Source organism: Flavobacterium rarum (SeqCode), from assembly GCF_965234445.1.
GTDB classification, from domain to species: Bacteria; Bacteroidota; Bacteroidia; order Flavobacteriales; family Flavobacteriaceae; genus Flavobacterium; species Flavobacterium rarum.
In genome coordinates this window covers 237,688-253,928 of sequence record NZ_OZ248490.1, presented here as the reverse complement: position 1 = coordinate 253,928, position 16,241 = coordinate 237,688, and the positions used below count along the sequence as shown (strand labels likewise).

The window sequence follows — 16,241 nt, the reverse complement described above, 5'->3', positions numbered from 1 at the left end:
GTATTAATTTTCTACTTTCTTCATTTGTTCCATTTGGTTTAGAACATCTTTCTTTGAGTATTCTCCTTTATGAGAAAAATAATTTCCTTCTTTGTCTATTATTAAAAATCCTCCATTTAAACCTTTGAAGGTGAAAAATTTATCTCTTAAAAAGTGGTCTTTGTCAGTTTTGAATTTTAGTTTATCACTATGATAGTAATACAAATCTTTAGCATTAGGATTGATAACATAAAATTGGCTAATGTTATCTTTTCTTTTGAATGCTTTTGAAATGTCATTTTCAAAAACATCCCAAGGAACTTGGGCTCCTTTTCTATATGGAACGGGGTCATTATCGATGTAATTAATCACAATATAATTTGTATTCTCAAAAGTTGTTTTAGGATTCAAACTAATCAAATATTTTTTGATGTTTTCAAGAAGGAAATAATTTAATTTTCCATGAGTGTTAATTTCTATTAGATATGTTTTTATAGAATTTTCGAATTCGTACGATAATGTATAATTTTCTAAGGTTTGTAAATCAGTAAACTTTTCCTTAGAAATTTCATCTAATTTATAGTCGTAAAACAATTCTTTTTTTTCCTGACAAAACGAAAAATTAGAGATTAAAAAATATATTATAAGTATTAGTTTGGATCTCATTTAATTGGATTAAATTTTCATTACATACAAATGTAAGAATAATATACTTGTAATTGTTTAAGTTTTGATAAAAAAAATAATTAGTTTTAGCTAATAATTGATTGAATAAAAGAGTACCTCCTACTAATTTTACTGGTGATGATATGGCTCGTTTCTTAAAATAGTAAAGCCACGATACAATTGTTCGATAAAAAACAAACGCACCATTTGATGAGAAAAAGTCATTAAGGAAAGCGATATTTTTCCATTTGCTTTGGCATAAACTGCATCCGAAAAACCGTAAGGACCACCAATTACAAACACCAATGTTTTTACACCCGAATTCATTTTTTTTTGCAATTCGGCAGAAAAAGCAACACTAGAGAAATTTTTTCCATTTTCATCCAACAAAATAAGCTGGTCTGTTGGAGTGATTTTGGACAAAATAAGTTCGCCTTCTTTTTCTTTTTGTTGGCTTTCCGACAAGTTTTTTACGTTTTTGATATCAGGGATTATCTCCAAATCAAACTTGATATAAAAAGACAATCTTTTGGTGTAATCCTCAATTAAGGTTTGCAAAGCTTGGTTATCGGTTTTGCCTATGGCGATAAGTTTGATGTTCATTTTTTTAGCGTTTCGATATGCAAAGTTACAAAAGGCGTTTGTTTATTATGGGTTTTATATAAAAGAGAACAACTTTTTTAGGGTTATTTATTCCTTTCCTTCGAACTTAATTTTGACTACAATCGGATATGAATTTATACTACTAACTCGGTTTTATTCAATTCTAGGCCAATTTTTGAAAAGGTCTTTTGCTTGGTATATGATTGGTTAGGATTTTTTAGCATTAAGATATTTGACATCTGAATTGCGGACAAAAGTTAGTTTTTTTTAAATTCATTTGCTAGTTACAATGTTTTGTTTACTTTTGCTAAAAAATATAATATCTATGGATTTAGTAGGGTTAACAATTGTAGGTTTAATAGTTGCAGGTTTAGTAGTTGGTTTTATTGTAGGTATGACAGGAGTAGGTGGTGGATCCTTGATGACACCCATATTGCTATGGTTTGGGATACCTCCTTCAACAGCAGTTGGGACCGATTTATTGTATGCAGCAATAACTAAATCTGGAGGGATTTATGTTCATAATAAGAAAAAAAATATTAATTGGAAAATTACTGGATGGTTAACTTTAGGGAGTGTTCCTGCAGCTTTGCTGACTTTGTGGATTCTTCATAATTTAAAAACAGATCTTGAAGTTTTGAATAAAACTATAAAATACAGTTTAGGATGGGCTTTGTTGTTTACATCGGTAGCTATTTTGTTCAAAAAGAAATTATTAGTTTTTTCTCAAAAACATGCTGGGGATAAATTTCATACGGAGAGCAAAACACAAAATCTTTTAACAATTGCGATTGGTATATTATTGGGGGCAACAGTAACTCTTACTTCGATTGGTGCAGGAGCATTGGGAACGGTTACGTTGTTTTTTCTGTATCCACTTTTACCAACTCCAAAGTTGGTTGGAACTGAGATTGCACACGCTGTACCTTTGACACTTGTTGCAGGATTGGGTCATGCATCAATGGGAAACTTAGATTTGAATATATTAGGGTATTTATTGTTGGGTTCTTTGCCTGGAATATATTTAGGAAGTTTGTTAAGTGGGAAACTTCCCGATTTATTGCTTAGAAATGCAATTGCTGTGATGTTGTTTTATGTTGGTTTTAAACTGGTTGCCTGATTTTATTGATATAAGAGTGCAAAGGTTGGCTTTAAAAAATACCGCAAATTCGCAGATTATAGAGAATATTATTTTTCATAATCTGTGAATCTGCGGTTTGTTTTTGTATTAATCGATTTTTTTGGAATTTAAATATAAACAATTTTGTTTATATTTATGATATGGAAACGCTAGACATTATAAAAGGAGTTCATCCCGGTAAAATGGTAGAACGGAATTGAAGAAAAGGAACATCAACAAAAGGCAATTTGCACTTTTGGTTGGTGAGCATCCTCAAACTTAGGGTGCAATAATAAAAGGGATTAGGAAGATGAAAGTTGATTTGTCTCTAAAAATTGAAAAGGAGTTGGATATGGAAGAGGGTTTCTTGATGACGCTTCAAGTTTTTTATGATATTAAGGAAGCAAAGAAAGACAGTACTTAATAAACCGGATTTGTAAAAATTGAGAAAAGTTACTTTTTGGGATACTACTTTTGACAGGATTGATTGGAAACAAAATAAGGTGGCTGTTATTAAACGTATTTTTTCTAGAGGAACAGAAATTGAACAAGAAGAAATTACTCGTTTTTATGGAAAAAAAGTCGTAGACAGGGTAAAATTACTAAAATACGAATTGTAATATATAATGGAAAAGCTTTATTGGAATACTGTTTCACCTTTACTCAAAGTATTCTTATTGATTTATTTACTTCGGTTGAATATGGTTCGATTGATTTTAAAGAAATTAGAAGTTTTCTAGAAAATAAATATCCGTTTTGTCTTTCAAGAAATCTCGATAATGTTTCGTTTGGAACTTTCTTTGAAGTTGGCTTTTCAGATAATGATTTAGTTAAAGTAGATTTGTATTATACAGATGATTTTATTTTTGAAGAAATTGAAAAGGAGTCTATTCGGATGGCTTCTGAAAATGAAATTATTGCGAAGAAATTAGATATTTTGTTAAGGAATGATAGGAAAAAAGATTTTTGGGATTTACATTATTTTTTGAATAAAGTAAGTATTGACAAAATGATTTCGTTTTATGAACAGCGATATCCTTATACCGATTGTTCTAATATGAAAAGTCAATTTGGGAATTTTGAATCAGCTGATTTGGATTATGATCCCTTTTGTTTACTGGATAAATCTTAGGAAATTATCAAATTGGATTTTCTGGAGAAGATTTGATTTCTAGGCATACAATAAAGATGTTAGAACCGCAAGAGGGATAGGAGCAAGCTACCGAAGTAGCGTGGATAGCCCGACCGCATTATGGAAAGGAGCCGAATAAGCGTGTGCTATATTTGGCTCCTTTTTATAATGGGGTCTTGCCCAACATAATTTAAAAATGTCAGTTTGTCATATTATTTTATGACAATAATAACGAAAACTGACAATTTACTCGGTTTTTTATATTGGCACAATGATTGCCTTAGAGTCATCGAGCCGTTAAAATAAGTATACAATAAAATTAAATATATTAAAAATGGGTAAAATAATCGGAATTGATTTAGGTACAACAAACTCTTGTGTTTCTGTAATGGAAGGTAATGAAGCAGTAGTAATCCCTAATGCTGAAGGAAAAAGAACAACACCATCTATCATCGCTTTTGTTGAAGGTGGAGAAATTAAAGTAGGTGATCCTGCAAAAAGACAAGCGGTAACTAATCCAACTAAGACTATTGCTTCTATCAAACGTTTTATGGGACAATCTTTTGCTGAAACTACAAATGAAGCTAAAAGAGTTTCTTATTCAGTTGTAAAAGGGGACAACAATACACCACGTGTGGATATTGATGGTCGTTTGTACTCTGCTCAAGAATTGTCAGCTATGACACTTCAAAAAATGAAAAAGACAGCTGAAGACTATTTAGGTCAAACTGTTACAGAAGCGGTTATTACAGTTCCTGCTTACTTTAATGATGCACAACGTCAAGCTACAAAAGAAGCTGGTGAAATTGCAGGTCTTAAAGTAATGCGTATTATCAACGAACCAACTGCTGCAGCTCTTGCATACGGATTGGATAAAAAAGATAAAGATCAAAAAATTGCTGTTTACGATTTAGGTGGAGGTACATTTGATATATCTGTTCTTGAATTAGGAGACGGAGTTTTTGAAGTATTGTCTACAAATGGTGATACTCACCTAGGAGGAGATGATTTTGACCACGAAATTATTGACTGGTTGGCTACTGAATTCTTAACAGAAGAAGGTATTGACTTGCGTTTGGACCCAATGTCTTTGCAACGTTTGAAAGAAGCTGCTGAGAAAGCAAAAATTGAATTGTCTTCTTCTGCAGAAACTGAAATCAACTTACCTTACGTAACTGCTACAGCTTCTGGACCAAAACACTTAGTTAAAAAATTAACTAGAGCTCAATTCGAAAAATTAACTGACTCTTTGGTAAAACGTTCTATGGCACCAGTTGCTAAAGCGTTGAAAGATGCAGGTTTGTCTGTTTCTGATATTGACGAAGTTATCCTTGTAGGAGGTTCTACTCGTATGCCAAGAATTGTTGACGAAGTAGAGAAATTCTTTGGTAAAAAAGCGTCTAAAGGAGTTAACCCTGACGAAGTTGTTGCTATTGGAGCAGCTATTCAAGGTGGAGTTCTTTCTGGAGATGTAAAAGATGTATTGTTACTTGATGTAACGCCTCTTTCTCTTGGAATCGAAACTATGGGAGGTCTTATGACAATCCTTATCGAATCAAACACTACTATTCCAACTAAAAAATCTCAAGTTTTCTCAACTGCTGCAGATTCTCAACCAACTGTTGAACTACACGTTTTGCAAGGAGCTAGAGCAATGGCTGTTGATAACAAAACTATCGGTCGTTTCAACTTAGACGGTATTCCACCAGCACCAAGAGGTGTTCCACAAATTGAAGTAACTTTTGATATTGATGCAAATGGTATCATCAAAGTTTCTGCAACTGATAAAGGAACTGGTAAATCTCACGATATTCGTATTGAAGCTTCTTCTGGATTGACTTCTGAAGAAATCGCTAGAATGGTACAAGATGCTGAAGCTAATGCTGAGTATGATAAAATAGCTAAAGAAAGAGCTGAAAAATTGAACGAAGCAGATGGAATGATTTTCCAAACTGAAACTCAATTGAAAGAACTTGGAGCTAAATTAACTGATGATAACAAAGTTGCTATCGAATATGCATTAACAGAATTGAGAATGGCACATTCATCTCAAGATATTCCTGCAATTCAAACGGCTCTTGACAACATTAATGCAGCTTGGAAAACAGCTACAGAAGCAATGTACGCTCAAGGAGAACAAGGTCAACAAGCTGCTGAGCCACAAGCTCAAGCGCAAGGAGACAATGTTGAAGATGTTGAATTCGAAGAAGTAAAATAAGTATTAAGTAATTAGTACAAAGTATTAAGATTAAAACCGAGCTAGCAATAGCTCGGTTTTTTTTGTTTAAGATTTAAATCAAATATTTTCAAATTTAGATTTCCTTTTTAATTGATCGTTTATGTTGTGTTTCTAAAAAATAACGATTTCAAATATTATAACATCACTATATTGTACACTGATTTATTAAATAATTTTGATCCTATAAAAACCTGTTGTATGAAATGATTTTAATATTTAGAGCTTAGATTTTATATTTTTTTAAAAGAAAAATATTGGTGTTTTACTATTCACTTGGCTATTTTATGCGTGAAATTGTGCTATTTCTATTTATTCTTTGCCTATTTATGATTTTCCTAAGTGGTTAAATTTGTTTTTATTTGAATTTCACCCATCGCATTACATATAGTATAAAGGAACTATAGTATGGGTATAATTTCTTATTTTAGACTATATTGACCCGATAGCAAACAGGAGAAGTAAAAAATAAAGGGAATTACTATTAAGTAATAAATTCAATAAATAGTTATTAAAAGCGCAGTTAATTATTTTTTTATTTGAATAAACGATAGTTAAAATAATAATTTATTGTTTTTTGTAGACTATTTTTCAATAATTTTAATGAAAATTATAAATTTACTAATATGTTTACAAAATTCAAAAAATCTGAATTATTTATTTTATTGTTAGTTGTGGTGTTGATATTTATATCTGAATATCATTACTTGGTGTTAGGAGATCCAAATAGGGCTATTTTTATTGGATTATGGCCTCCAACTATTCTTGGATTTTTAATATTTCTTAATCTTAAATTAAAAAAATAGTATGGAAAATATAGAAATTATTATACTTAACATTATAGTTTTAGGTTGTTTTTTAGCCTTTTTTATTTCTACATTCAGAGCTTTTGAAAAAGTAGAATCGAATGGTGTAGACTTCAAAGAAAAGAAAGGTATTATTTCCCGACTTTTTTCATACTTCGAAAGTTTATTTTGATGCTTAATTCTGTGTTTGTTTTTTAGCAGTAACTTTTTATACGATCATAAATGTTGTAATAGCATATTACTAGGTTTTTCTTTTTTCTAAAACTTTTGTAATTACAATAATATGGGGAAATGTAATGGCTGCTAAGAAAGAAAAAAATATAGAATCAAATATTTTGTATTCTTTTAGTAAAAAATACAATACAACTATCCCAAACATTGAAATTAACCAGTAAATGAATGCGGATTTAAAATAGGTTTTAAAATTATTTCTTGAAACTTCTCCATATAAAAATTTGATTTGGTCGTTCAATGATGGTATACTATGCCAGAATATGAAATAAATTGCAAAAGCCCAAATTAAACTTCCTACTTTAAAAATAATAGTGAACACCAATACATACAACAATTCAAAAGCAATGTTTTTTTTAAATATTTTTGATGTTTTGTAATTGTATAAAAACATAACTGCCAAAATAAAACCGATAAATTTTAATACTAAAGAAATATTAATAAAAGTAAGTTCAATGCCAGTAATTCCATACATAATATCCATAACTTCTTTTTGATGAAATTGAAATAATAATAGAAGAATGAATAAGCCATAAATAGTGTGAAATATTTTTGTTGTCAATACATTTTTATAAAAATTTAATTTATTCCAATGTTGTTCCCCAAAATGATAACTGCTAACTATTATAAATAAAAGCATAGCTAGCCATGGAATAAAACAAAATAAAACAACTGCTATTAAAACTATTGAAATATAGTATATCAACATCTTCCAAAAACTCATAAAATTTTCTCCTTTCAATTTTCTGATTAATAGTAAATCATTTGCACCATGCACAATTCCAAAAGATAATATTAAAATAAAGCCTAATATTATTTGAACTTCATCTTTGATAAAAGAAGTAAGCCACAATCCTATAAAACTTGATAGTATTGAGAAAATTCGAATTTTTGACATATAAATTAATTAATGTTTAAATATAATAAAAAAAGATTAAACAAAAATTTTTTTTAATTGTTTAATGTTTTGTATATTTGTTTAAACAAAATCTTAAATATTTATATTATGTCAAATTTATTTACGTATTCGGCATTGATTTCAAAAATGCTACCTACTGATTATGTAGGATTTACTTTTTTCGTTGGTTGTATGGCTATGATGGCCGCTTCTGCTTTTTTCTTTTTATCATTAAGTCAATTTGATAAAAAGTGGCGTACTTCTGTTTTAGTTTCAGGATTGATTACGTTTATTGCAGCAGTACATTATTTCTATATGAGAGATTATTGGGCTTCTTTCCAAGAATCTCCAACATTTTTTAGATATGTTGATTGGATACTTACAGTTCCGTTAATGTGTCTTGAATTTTATTTAATTCTTAAAATTGCAGGTGCAAAACAAAGTTTATTATGGAAAATGATTTTCTATTCTGTAATAATGCTTGTAACGGGTTATTTTGGAGAAGCTGTTTATCCAGAAAATGCTGCTATTTGGGGCTTTATTTCAGGTATTGCTTATTTTGCAATTGTTTATGAAATTTGGTTGGGAAGTGCTTCAAAATTGGCTAAAGAGGCTGGAGGTAACGTATTAGAGGCCCACAAAATTTTATGCTGGTTTGTATTAGTAGGCTGGGCAATATATCCATTAGGTTACATGTTAGGAACAGATGGATGGTACACTTCTATGTTAGGAAAAGGAAATGTTGATGTTGCCTACAATATTGCTGATGCGATCAATAAAATTGGTTTTGGCTTGGTAATTTATACTTTAGCTGTAAAATCACAAAAGGATTAATTTAGTTTTTTATTTTAATTTAAACCGAGCTAGCAATAGCTCGGTTTTTTTTATGCTTTAAAGTCAAATACAATATTTTTTTTTCGTAATATTACTATACAAATTATTTTATGAGAAAGATTAAATACAAGAAAGCAAAACGATTACAGCCTTATAGTCTCGAATATACAGGTTTGCATAAGAATAAAGAAATCGAAATGCAGTTGTTTGTTTATGATGATTCTAGCGTTAATGAGTTTGAAAATGGAACTATTAATAACTTGGAAAAGCATATTGATTACAAAAAAATAAATTGGTTGAATGTTCATGGTTTGAGTGATGTAGATTTGCTAAAAGATGTGGCCAGTTATTTTAAAATTGATAATTTTATGTTGGCCGATATTTTGAATACCACTAAAAGAACCAAACTCGAGGAAGAAAAGGATGTTCTGTTTTTTAATATAAAATCAATGCTACCCTCAGAAACTACAGATGATATCAAAGTAGAACAAATTAGTTTCTTGTTGAAAAAAGGAATTTTGATTTCTTTTCAAGAAAAAAGAAGCGATTTTTTTACCCACATTCGCGAACGCATTCGAACCAATTCGGGAATTGTTCGAACCAAAAATGCTGATTTTCTGTTGTATATTTTGTTGGATGCTATTATTGGTAATTTTTACATAACCATTGAGAATGAAGAAAACAAAATTGAAGATTTAATAAACTTCACCAAAAAAAGTGCTGATCCCATAATTTTAGAAAAAATCGAAAGACATAGAGATAATTTTAATTTTCTAAAACGTTCCATTATTCCGCTTCGGGATTCATTGTATGATATTAAAAGTATCAAAGAAGACAATGTGTTTAATGAAATAGAACAGGATAATTTTAGTTTTTTCTCTCGTCTGCATCAAAAATGTTTAGAGCTTTTGGAACAAATTGAATCAGATATGGGGTCTTTAGAAAGTGCGTCCAATTTCTTTTTTGCAGCACAAACGCATAAAATGAATGAGATCATGAAAACGCTTACAATTATCTCCGTTATTTTTATTCCGCTTACTTTTATCGTCGGAGTTTACGGTATGAATTTTGATGTTATGCCTGAATTGCGATATCAATATGGTTATTATGTGGTTATAGGATTTATGTTTTTAAATGTTTTAGGGATGATTTTTTATTTCAAAAGAAGAAATTGGTTTTAATTTATAGAATCGATTTCATATATTTAATTAAAACTGATTTTGGTCATGTTAAAAAAAATAGTATTGATATAATTTTGTAAAAAGTTCATAATTGAATAATTTTTAAAAATCTACAAATGAATAAAGCGATATATATTGCAACAATCGAAGAAAATTGCGGCAAAACAATAATAACATTAGGATTGATGAGAACACTTCTCGGTAGAACTGCTAGAGTTGGTTATTTTAGACCAATTATAGAAGACTTTGAAGAAGGAAAAAAGGACACTCATATCGAAATGGTAGTTTCTCATTTTGATTTAGATATTGATTATGAAGATGCCTATGCTATTACAAAAAGTAAGTTAATAAAGAAAAAAAATAAAGGAAAAATTGGGGAAGTCGTCGATTTAATTATTGAAAAATATAAAAAGCTAGAAGAACGATTTGATTTTGTATTGGTTGAAGGTACTAGTTTTTCAGGAGAAGGTACTGTTATCGAACTGGATATGAATGTGCTTATTGCCAAAAATCTTGGTATTCCAACCATCATTGTTGGTTCTGGAGAAGGTAAAACCTTAGAAGAATTAATAGACAATTTAAATTTAGCTTACGATTCCTTTAATTTAAAAGAAGTCGAGGTATTGGCAGTCATAGCCAATAAAGTACAACTTGAAAATTTAGACTTGGTTACAAATGCTTTACAAAAAAACTTGCCAAAATCAATACTCATCAACTCAATACCCTTGATTAGCAGTTTGCATAATCCAACGATTCAAGAGATTGTAGAAGTTCTAGAAGCCAAAGTGTTATTTGGTCAAGAATATTTAAACAATCAAACGGGTAGTTATAGTATTGGAGCCATGCAGTTGTGTAATTATTTATTGCATCTAAAAGAGAATGGACTTATAATCACCCCTGGAGATCGAGCAGATATTATACTTGGAGCTTTACAAGCCAATGAATCCGCAAATTACCCATCGGTATCTGGGATTGTATTAACGGGTAATATAATACCTGAAGAAAGTATCTTAAAATTAATAGAGGGTCTTTCTACAGTTGTACCAATTATTACAGTTGAAGGAGGAACGTATCATATAGCTAACAAAATTGGTAATATAAAGTCCAAAATATATGCGGGTAATTTACAAAAAATAGAAACTTCGATAACTACTTTTGATAAATATGTTGATTTAGACGCACTAACCAATAAGTTCAATGCTTTTGAAGCGGATGGTATGACTCCAAAAATGTTTCAGTACAATTTGGTTAAAAGAGCCAAAGAACATAGAAAACATATTGTTTTACCAGAAGGCAGCGATGAGAGAATTATTATTGCAGCTTCGCGATTACTGGCAATGGATGTAGTGGATATTTCAATAATTGGTAACAAAAAGCAAATTGAAAATAAGGTAGCCGAACTAGGTTTGGAATTTGATTTCTCCAAAGTGGCTATCATTAATCCTATAGAATCAGAAAATTACGAGGATTATGTAAATACGTATTATGAGTTACGAAAAGCTAAAAATGTAACACTTGGAATGGCGAGAGATTTACTGGAAGATGTCTCCTATTTTGGTACAATGATGGTGTATAAAGGACATGCAGACGGGATGGTTTCTGGTGCGGCACACACCACTCAACATACTATTTTACCTGCTTTGCAATTCATTAAAACTAAACCTAATTCTTCAGTGGTTTCTTCTATTTTCTTTATGTGTTTGGAGGATCGCGTTTCTGTTTTTGGAGATTGCGCTATCAATCCAAATCCTACCGCAGAACAATTGGCTGAAATTGCAATTTCTTCAGCTGATTCGAGTACTGCTTTTGGAATTGAACCTAAAATTGCCATGCTTTCTTATTCTTCTGGATCTTCTGGAAAAGGAGATGAGGTAGATAAAGTAAGAGCTGCCACAGAAATTGTTAGAAAAAAACGCCCCGATCTTAAAATAGAAGGACCTATTCAATACGATGCTGCTGTAGATATGGAAGTGGGACAAAGTAAAATGCCAAATTCTGAAGTGGCTGGACAAGCAAGCGTACTAATTTTTCCTGATTTGAATACAGGAAATAATACATACAAAGCGGTTCAAAGAGAAACTGGAGCATTGGCTATTGGTCCCATGCTGCAAGGCTTAAACAAACCTGTAAATGACTTGAGTCGCGGTTGTACAATTGATGATATCATTAATACAGTTGTAATTACAGCGATACAAGCACAGGGATTGTAAGATAGTTTAAAGGTTTAATAGTTTAGCAGTTTAAAAATTAAAAGGAGAAATAACAAAATAAATGAAAATAGTAATTATAAACTCAGGAAGTTCCTCTATTAAATATCAATTAATTGATATGCCAGCTAATGAAGTAATTTGCAGTGGAATGATCGATAGAATTGGTTTGGAAACTTCCAACTTAAGTTATGTGACCAATTCAGTTAAAATTGAAGAATCATTACCCATTGCCAATCATAAAATTGGACTTCAAAAAATAGCAAAATTGTTAATGGATGAAAATGTTGGAGTCATAAAAAGCACCAAAGAGATTGAAGCCGTTGGACATAGAGTTGTTCATGGCGGGAGTTCATTTTCAAATACAGTGGTTATAAACGAAGAAGTAAAAACAAAAATTAAGCAACTTTTTGAATTAGCGCCTTTGCACAATCCAGCAAATTATGAAGGGATTGTTGTTGCCGAAGAAATATTTTCGGATGCAAAACAAATAGCTGTTTTTGATACCGCTTTTCATCAAACAATTCCGGTATTAGCACATAAATATGCAGTCCCTAATTTTCTTTTAACCGAAAATAAAGTGCGTGTTTATGGTTTTCACGGGACAAGTCATAAATATGTTTCCGAAAATGCAATTCATTTTTTGCAAGCCAATTCGCTTAATACAACTTCAAATATTATTACGATACATTTAGGAAATGGCTGTAGTATGACCGCTATTAAAGACGGAAAAAGTATTGATACTACACTTGGATTTGGTCCGATGAATGGTTTGATTATGGGAACTCGTTCTGGAGATGTTGATCAATCGGTTATTTTCTATTTGGTTAAAACCTTAGGATATACAATTGATGAAGTGAACACTATGTTGCAAAAACAAAGCGGAATGTTGGGACTTACCGGATTCAGCGATCTAAGAGATATTGAATCGAATGCCGAAAATGGAAATGTAGATTGTCAATTGGCTCTCGCTATGAATGCGTATCGAATCAAGAAATATATTGGTTCTTATGCAGCAGTTTTAAACGGATTGGATGCAATTGTATTTACAGCAGGAATTGGCGAAAATTCATCTTACATCAGAAAATTAGTGTGTACCGATATGGAGTATTTTGGATTGGAATTGGATCATGCTAAAAACGATGTGCGATCCAAAGAAATGCGAGAAATTAGTACACCAGAATCAAAAACAAAAATTTTGGTTATTCCTACCAATGAAGAAATCGAAATAGCAAATCAAGTGTTTGAATTACTATTAAGTTAAAATATACTTTTTCATAAAAAAGCTTCTGAATTTCAGAGGCTTTTTTTGTGCTTTTTATTGAAGAAATGTAATTATATTTGATAAAAAATCTTCCCATTTTGAAATCCAAATTCCTCTATATACTTTTTTTTGGTTTTATTTCATTGCAATTATCTGCTCAAGAGTTGCTTCCTTTTGTTGAAAATTATAACAAATCCAATTATCAAGGAGATAATCAGATTTGGAATGTAGCACAAGGAAATGATGATGCTATGTATTTTGCTAACAATTATTATTTGTTACGATACGATGGCGTAAAATGGGAGAAATACACTTTGCCCAACAAGACTATCATTCGTTCCATAATGGTAGACGGTGACCGAATTTATTCGGGTTCTTATCAAGAGTTTGGGTATTGGTATCGTAAAGATGCCAAGATGCATTATGTTTCTATTACAAAAGGGAAAAAGGTTTTTGATACCAATAATAATGATGAAATCTGGAAGATTTTCAAGTTTAACAACAAAATTTACTTTCAATCCTTTAATGGTGTTTTTGTATTTGATGGAAAAGTGATCAAAGAGAAAAAGTTCTCTTTCCTCATTTCATATTGTTTTGTTGTAGCAGATCAGTTATTAATTGCTTCTGTCGAAAAGGGAATTTATAAATGGACCACCAATGGGAAGATTGAAAAAGTAAATGGATTATCACTTTTAGAAAATAATGTGATTCATGCAATTCAAAAATATCAAAACAAAATCTTTTTTTTTACTAAAAAAAATGGGGTTTATGTTCTTGAAGATAATATTTTAAAGCCTTGGAATAATGGTCTGAATAATATTTTAAAATCAGCCAATATCAATATTGCTCAATTTATAAAAAATAATAAATTGATCATTGGAACTGCAAATAATGGAGTTTACATTCTGAATTTGCATGATGGTTCCTATAAAAATATCAATCGGAATAATGTCTTGATGAATAATTCAATTCTAAGTATTGGTCAGGATAAAGAAAATGATTTATGGCTGGGACTCGATAACGGACTGGCTCATATTGAGGTCAATTCGCCTATTTCTATTTTTTATGACAGTTCCGGAATTTTAGGGTCAGTATATTCAGTTGCAAGCACTACAAAAGGTTATTTGATGGCTTCCAATCACGGTGTTTTTAAATATGAAGGGAAGCAGCTTACCATGATACCAAATTCACAGGGGCAAGCTTGGAACATCAGTAAAATAAACAATCAATACCTTATTGGTCACAACGAAGGAACTTTTGTATATCAAAAAGGACAGTTTAGTAGATTAAGTGATATAGATGGCGGGTGGAATTTGTCTAAAAGTAATAGTAATAATTCCTATTTGCAGGCAACCTATAGTGGGGTTGTAATTTATGAAGATGCCAATGATTTGAGAAAAAGCAAAGTTCTGGAAGGTATTTTAAAACCTTTAAAATATCTAGCTCAAAACAGAAAAAATGAGATTTGGGCGGCTGATAATAATAGAGGTCTGTATCGTATTTTGTATAATGAAGCGTATAAAGCTGAAATTGAAAACGTTACCCAGCGTTGTAAAATAAATAACGATTTTGGAGTTAAAATATTTGAGTTCAGGAATGAAATTCTCTTTTTGATTGACAATTCTTGGTACACTTACAATTCTATTACCAACAAATTAGAGGCTAATGAATTGTTCAATGCCAACTTTAAGAATGTCACTGATATTGTTTCTATTGATGAAAATCATTTTATGGTACTTCAGGAAGGCCTTTTGTATCATATTTTTGCTCAAGGCACAACATTTATAAGAAATAGTATTCAGGAAAAATATTACAAAGGAAAAATCATCAATGACAACCTAAAAGTGTTTAAAGATGGGAATAATTATCTATTAAATCTGGATGATGGTTTTATTTCTCTTGATTTAAAATACAAATTAAATAAGAAAATCAAGGTAAAGATTGAAGCTTTTAATAATGATATCTTAGTAGATAATAATTCGAAAATCAAACACAATTCAGAACTTAAATTAAATGTGATTTCTGGAATTTATGGCGCTACAAGACCCAATTTGTTTTATAAAATCAATGCAACAAAGGACTTTATTCCAGTTAAAGAAGGATTGATTTTGTTGAATAACCTTACTAGTGGTTCTCATGATGTTACTATTTATAATAATGATGGTTTGCATTATAATAGAATTACTAATTTTCAATTTGTTGTTGCCAAGGCCTGGTATTTTTCCTTTTGGATGATTTTGGTGTATCTGATTGTGATAGGGCTTTCCTTATATCTATATTATAAATGGAATAAGATGAAATACATTCAGAAACTTAAATTACAAGAAGAAGAATTAAAGCATCAAAAGGCAATTCTGGAGATGGAATTAAAAGCGGAAAATGAACTAAATAGCCAAGAGTATGAAAAACATATTCTGGAACTCGAAATACAGTCAAAATCTTCAGAAGTAGCGGGTAAATCACTTTCTATTGCCAAGCAAAGTGAGATGATTGAAAATATCCATAATATCTTAGATACCGAATCCGATTTCAATAAACTTAAAAGTGAAATTAAAAAAGCCATAAAAATTAATGCGGTCAATAAGCATGAGTGGGAAACTTTTGAAACGAATCTGAATCAAATTAATAATGAGTTCATAATTGCTCTTTCAAAGAAATTTTCAAACCTGACTCCAAAAGATATTAAGCTGTGTATTTATCTAAAAATGAACCTTTCTTCAAAGGAAATTGCGCCAATGATGAATATTTCCTTCCGAGGAGTAGAACTACATCGTTACCGTTTAAGAAAGAAATTGGGACTTTCTCAAGACGAAAATCTTTCTAAGTTTTTGTTATCTGTATAAAAAAGAGTGTTTTTTTATTAATAATATACTTTTTTATTTTTTTCATTGTGGAATAACAACACATCATCACTACATCATCATTCTTTGTTGTAGTACTTCTTTGGTTGTTTAATAAGCTGTAAAATAAGGATTTGTATTCGTTTTGTCAGGGTTTGATGTATTCGTGTAGTAGTGTTGTTTCGGTTACTACAACGTTGTATTGAACTAATTTAGCTGAACTAACTTAAACGTTTAACAAACC

13 protein-coding genes are annotated in these 16,241 nt (G+C 30.6%); 10 read left to right on the top strand and 3 right to left on the bottom strand.

The genetic code is table 11. The features are described 5' to 3' along the window. Positions 1 to 3: 3 nt before the first annotated feature. The gene (locus AC8GF4_RS09255) at positions 4 to 645 is read right to left on the bottom strand and encodes a hypothetical protein (RefSeq protein ID WP_506594119.1); all 642 of its coding nucleotides are present in this window, start codon (positions 643 to 645) and stop codon (positions 4 to 6) included. Positions 646 to 774: 129 nt separating this feature from the next. Next, positions 775 to 1,248, bottom strand: a complete 474-nt coding sequence (gene rlmH / locus AC8GF4_RS09250) for a 23S rRNA (pseudouridine(1915)-N(3))-methyltransferase RlmH (protein ID WP_506594117.1) — start codon at positions 1,246 to 1,248, stop codon at positions 775 to 777. 325 nt (positions 1,249 to 1,573) lie between these two features. Here rlmH and AC8GF4_RS09245 point away from each other — a divergent pair, with 325 nt between their 5' ends. From AC8GF4_RS09245 to AC8GF4_RS09225, 5 genes are all read left to right on the top strand, one after another. Beyond that, positions 1,574 to 2,368 (top strand): sulfite exporter TauE/SafE family protein, encoded by a 795-nt coding sequence (locus tag AC8GF4_RS09245; RefSeq protein WP_506594115.1) that lies wholly within the window; start codon positions 1,574 to 1,576, stop codon positions 2,366 to 2,368. Positions 2,369 to 2,811: 443 nt separating this feature from the next. Then, positions 2,812 to 2,988, top strand: a complete 177-nt coding sequence (locus AC8GF4_RS09240) for a DUF6922 domain-containing protein (protein ID WP_506594113.1) — start codon at positions 2,812 to 2,814, stop codon at positions 2,986 to 2,988. A gap of 20 nt (positions 2,989 to 3,008) precedes the next feature. Continuing rightward, positions 3,009 to 3,500, top strand: a complete 492-nt coding sequence (locus AC8GF4_RS09235; protein WP_506594111.1) for a nucleotidyl transferase AbiEii/AbiGii toxin family protein — start codon at positions 3,009 to 3,011, stop codon at positions 3,498 to 3,500. Between the two features lie 334 nt (positions 3,501 to 3,834). Further along, complete coding sequence (gene dnaK, locus AC8GF4_RS09230) at positions 3,835 to 5,718, top strand: molecular chaperone DnaK (protein WP_506594109.1); 1,884 nt, start codon at positions 3,835 to 3,837, stop codon at positions 5,716 to 5,718. 825 nt (positions 5,719 to 6,543) lie between these two features. After that, on the top strand, positions 6,544 to 6,714 hold the full coding sequence (locus tag AC8GF4_RS09225) for a hypothetical protein (protein WP_506594107.1): 171 nt from the start codon (positions 6,544 to 6,546) through the stop codon (positions 6,712 to 6,714). 69 nt (positions 6,715 to 6,783) lie between these two features. Here AC8GF4_RS09225 and AC8GF4_RS09220 read toward each other — a convergent pair whose 3' ends face one another. Then, on the bottom strand, positions 6,784 to 7,671 hold the full coding sequence (locus AC8GF4_RS09220; RefSeq protein ID WP_506594105.1) for a Brp/Blh family beta-carotene 15,15'-dioxygenase: 888 nt from the start codon (positions 7,669 to 7,671) through the stop codon (positions 6,784 to 6,786). Positions 7,672 to 7,779: 108 nt separating this feature from the next. Here AC8GF4_RS09220 and AC8GF4_RS09215 point away from each other — a divergent pair, with 108 nt between their 5' ends. The 5 genes from AC8GF4_RS09215 to AC8GF4_RS09195 all read left to right on the top strand — a co-directional run bounded on the left by AC8GF4_RS09215 (position 7,780) and on the right by AC8GF4_RS09195 (position 16,000). Beyond that, a complete protein-coding gene (locus AC8GF4_RS09215) occupies positions 7,780 to 8,505 on the top strand; it encodes a bacteriorhodopsin-like (protein WP_506594103.1) in 726 nt (241 codons plus the stop codon). A gap of 110 nt (positions 8,506 to 8,615) precedes the next feature. Next, positions 8,616 to 9,686, top strand: coding sequence for a magnesium/cobalt transporter CorA (corA, locus tag AC8GF4_RS09210; RefSeq protein ID WP_506594102.1), 1,071 nt, complete (start codon positions 8,616 to 8,618; stop codon positions 9,684 to 9,686). 116 nt (positions 9,687 to 9,802) lie between these two features. Beyond that, positions 9,803 to 11,896: a phosphate acetyltransferase gene (gene pta / locus AC8GF4_RS09205; RefSeq protein ID WP_506594101.1), complete on the top strand. Its 2,094-nt coding sequence runs from the start codon at positions 9,803 to 9,805 to the stop codon at positions 11,894 to 11,896. Positions 11,897 to 11,957: 61 nt separating this feature from the next. Then, a complete protein-coding gene (locus AC8GF4_RS09200; protein ID WP_506594099.1) occupies positions 11,958 to 13,157 on the top strand; it encodes an acetate/propionate family kinase in 1,200 nt (399 codons plus the stop codon). A 98-nt stretch (positions 13,158 to 13,255) separates the two neighbouring features. Next, positions 13,256 to 16,000 carry a helix-turn-helix and ligand-binding sensor domain-containing protein gene (locus tag AC8GF4_RS09195; protein ID WP_506594097.1) on the top strand — a complete coding sequence of 915 codons (2,745 nt, stop codon included), beginning with the start codon at positions 13,256 to 13,258 and terminating at the stop codon, positions 15,998 to 16,000. Positions 16,001 to 16,241 lie beyond the last annotated feature (241 nt).

What these genes read in the sequence shown, in the direction of transcription:
- AC8GF4_RS09245 (WP_506594115.1), top strand. Translation starts at nt 1,574, where the DNA reads ATGGATTTAGTAGGGTTAACAATTGTAGGTTTAATAGTTGCAGGTTTA.
- AC8GF4_RS09215 (WP_506594103.1), top strand. Translation starts at nt 7,780, where the DNA reads ATGTCAAATTTATTTACGTATTCGGCATTGATTTCAAAAATGCTACCT.
- corA (WP_506594102.1), top strand. Translation starts at nt 8,616, where the DNA reads ATGAGAAAGATTAAATACAAGAAAGCAAAACGATTACAGCCTTATAGT.
- AC8GF4_RS09255 (WP_506594119.1), bottom strand. Translation starts at nt 645, where the DNA reads ATGAGATCCAAACTAATACTTATAATATATTTTTTAATCTCTAATTTT.
- pta (WP_506594101.1), top strand. Translation starts at nt 9,803, where the DNA reads ATGAATAAAGCGATATATATTGCAACAATCGAAGAAAATTGCGGCAAA.
- AC8GF4_RS09225 (WP_506594107.1), top strand. Translation starts at nt 6,544, where the DNA reads ATGGAAAATATAGAAATTATTATACTTAACATTATAGTTTTAGGTTGT.
- rlmH (WP_506594117.1), bottom strand. Translation starts at nt 1,248, where the DNA reads ATGAACATCAAACTTATCGCCATAGGCAAAACCGATAACCAAGCTTTG.
- dnaK (WP_506594109.1), top strand. Translation starts at nt 3,835, where the DNA reads ATGGGTAAAATAATCGGAATTGATTTAGGTACAACAAACTCTTGTGTT.
- AC8GF4_RS09220 (WP_506594105.1), bottom strand. Translation starts at nt 7,671, where the DNA reads ATGTCAAAAATTCGAATTTTCTCAATACTATCAAGTTTTATAGGATTG.
- AC8GF4_RS09200 (WP_506594099.1), top strand. Translation starts at nt 11,958, where the DNA reads ATGAAAATAGTAATTATAAACTCAGGAAGTTCCTCTATTAAATATCAA.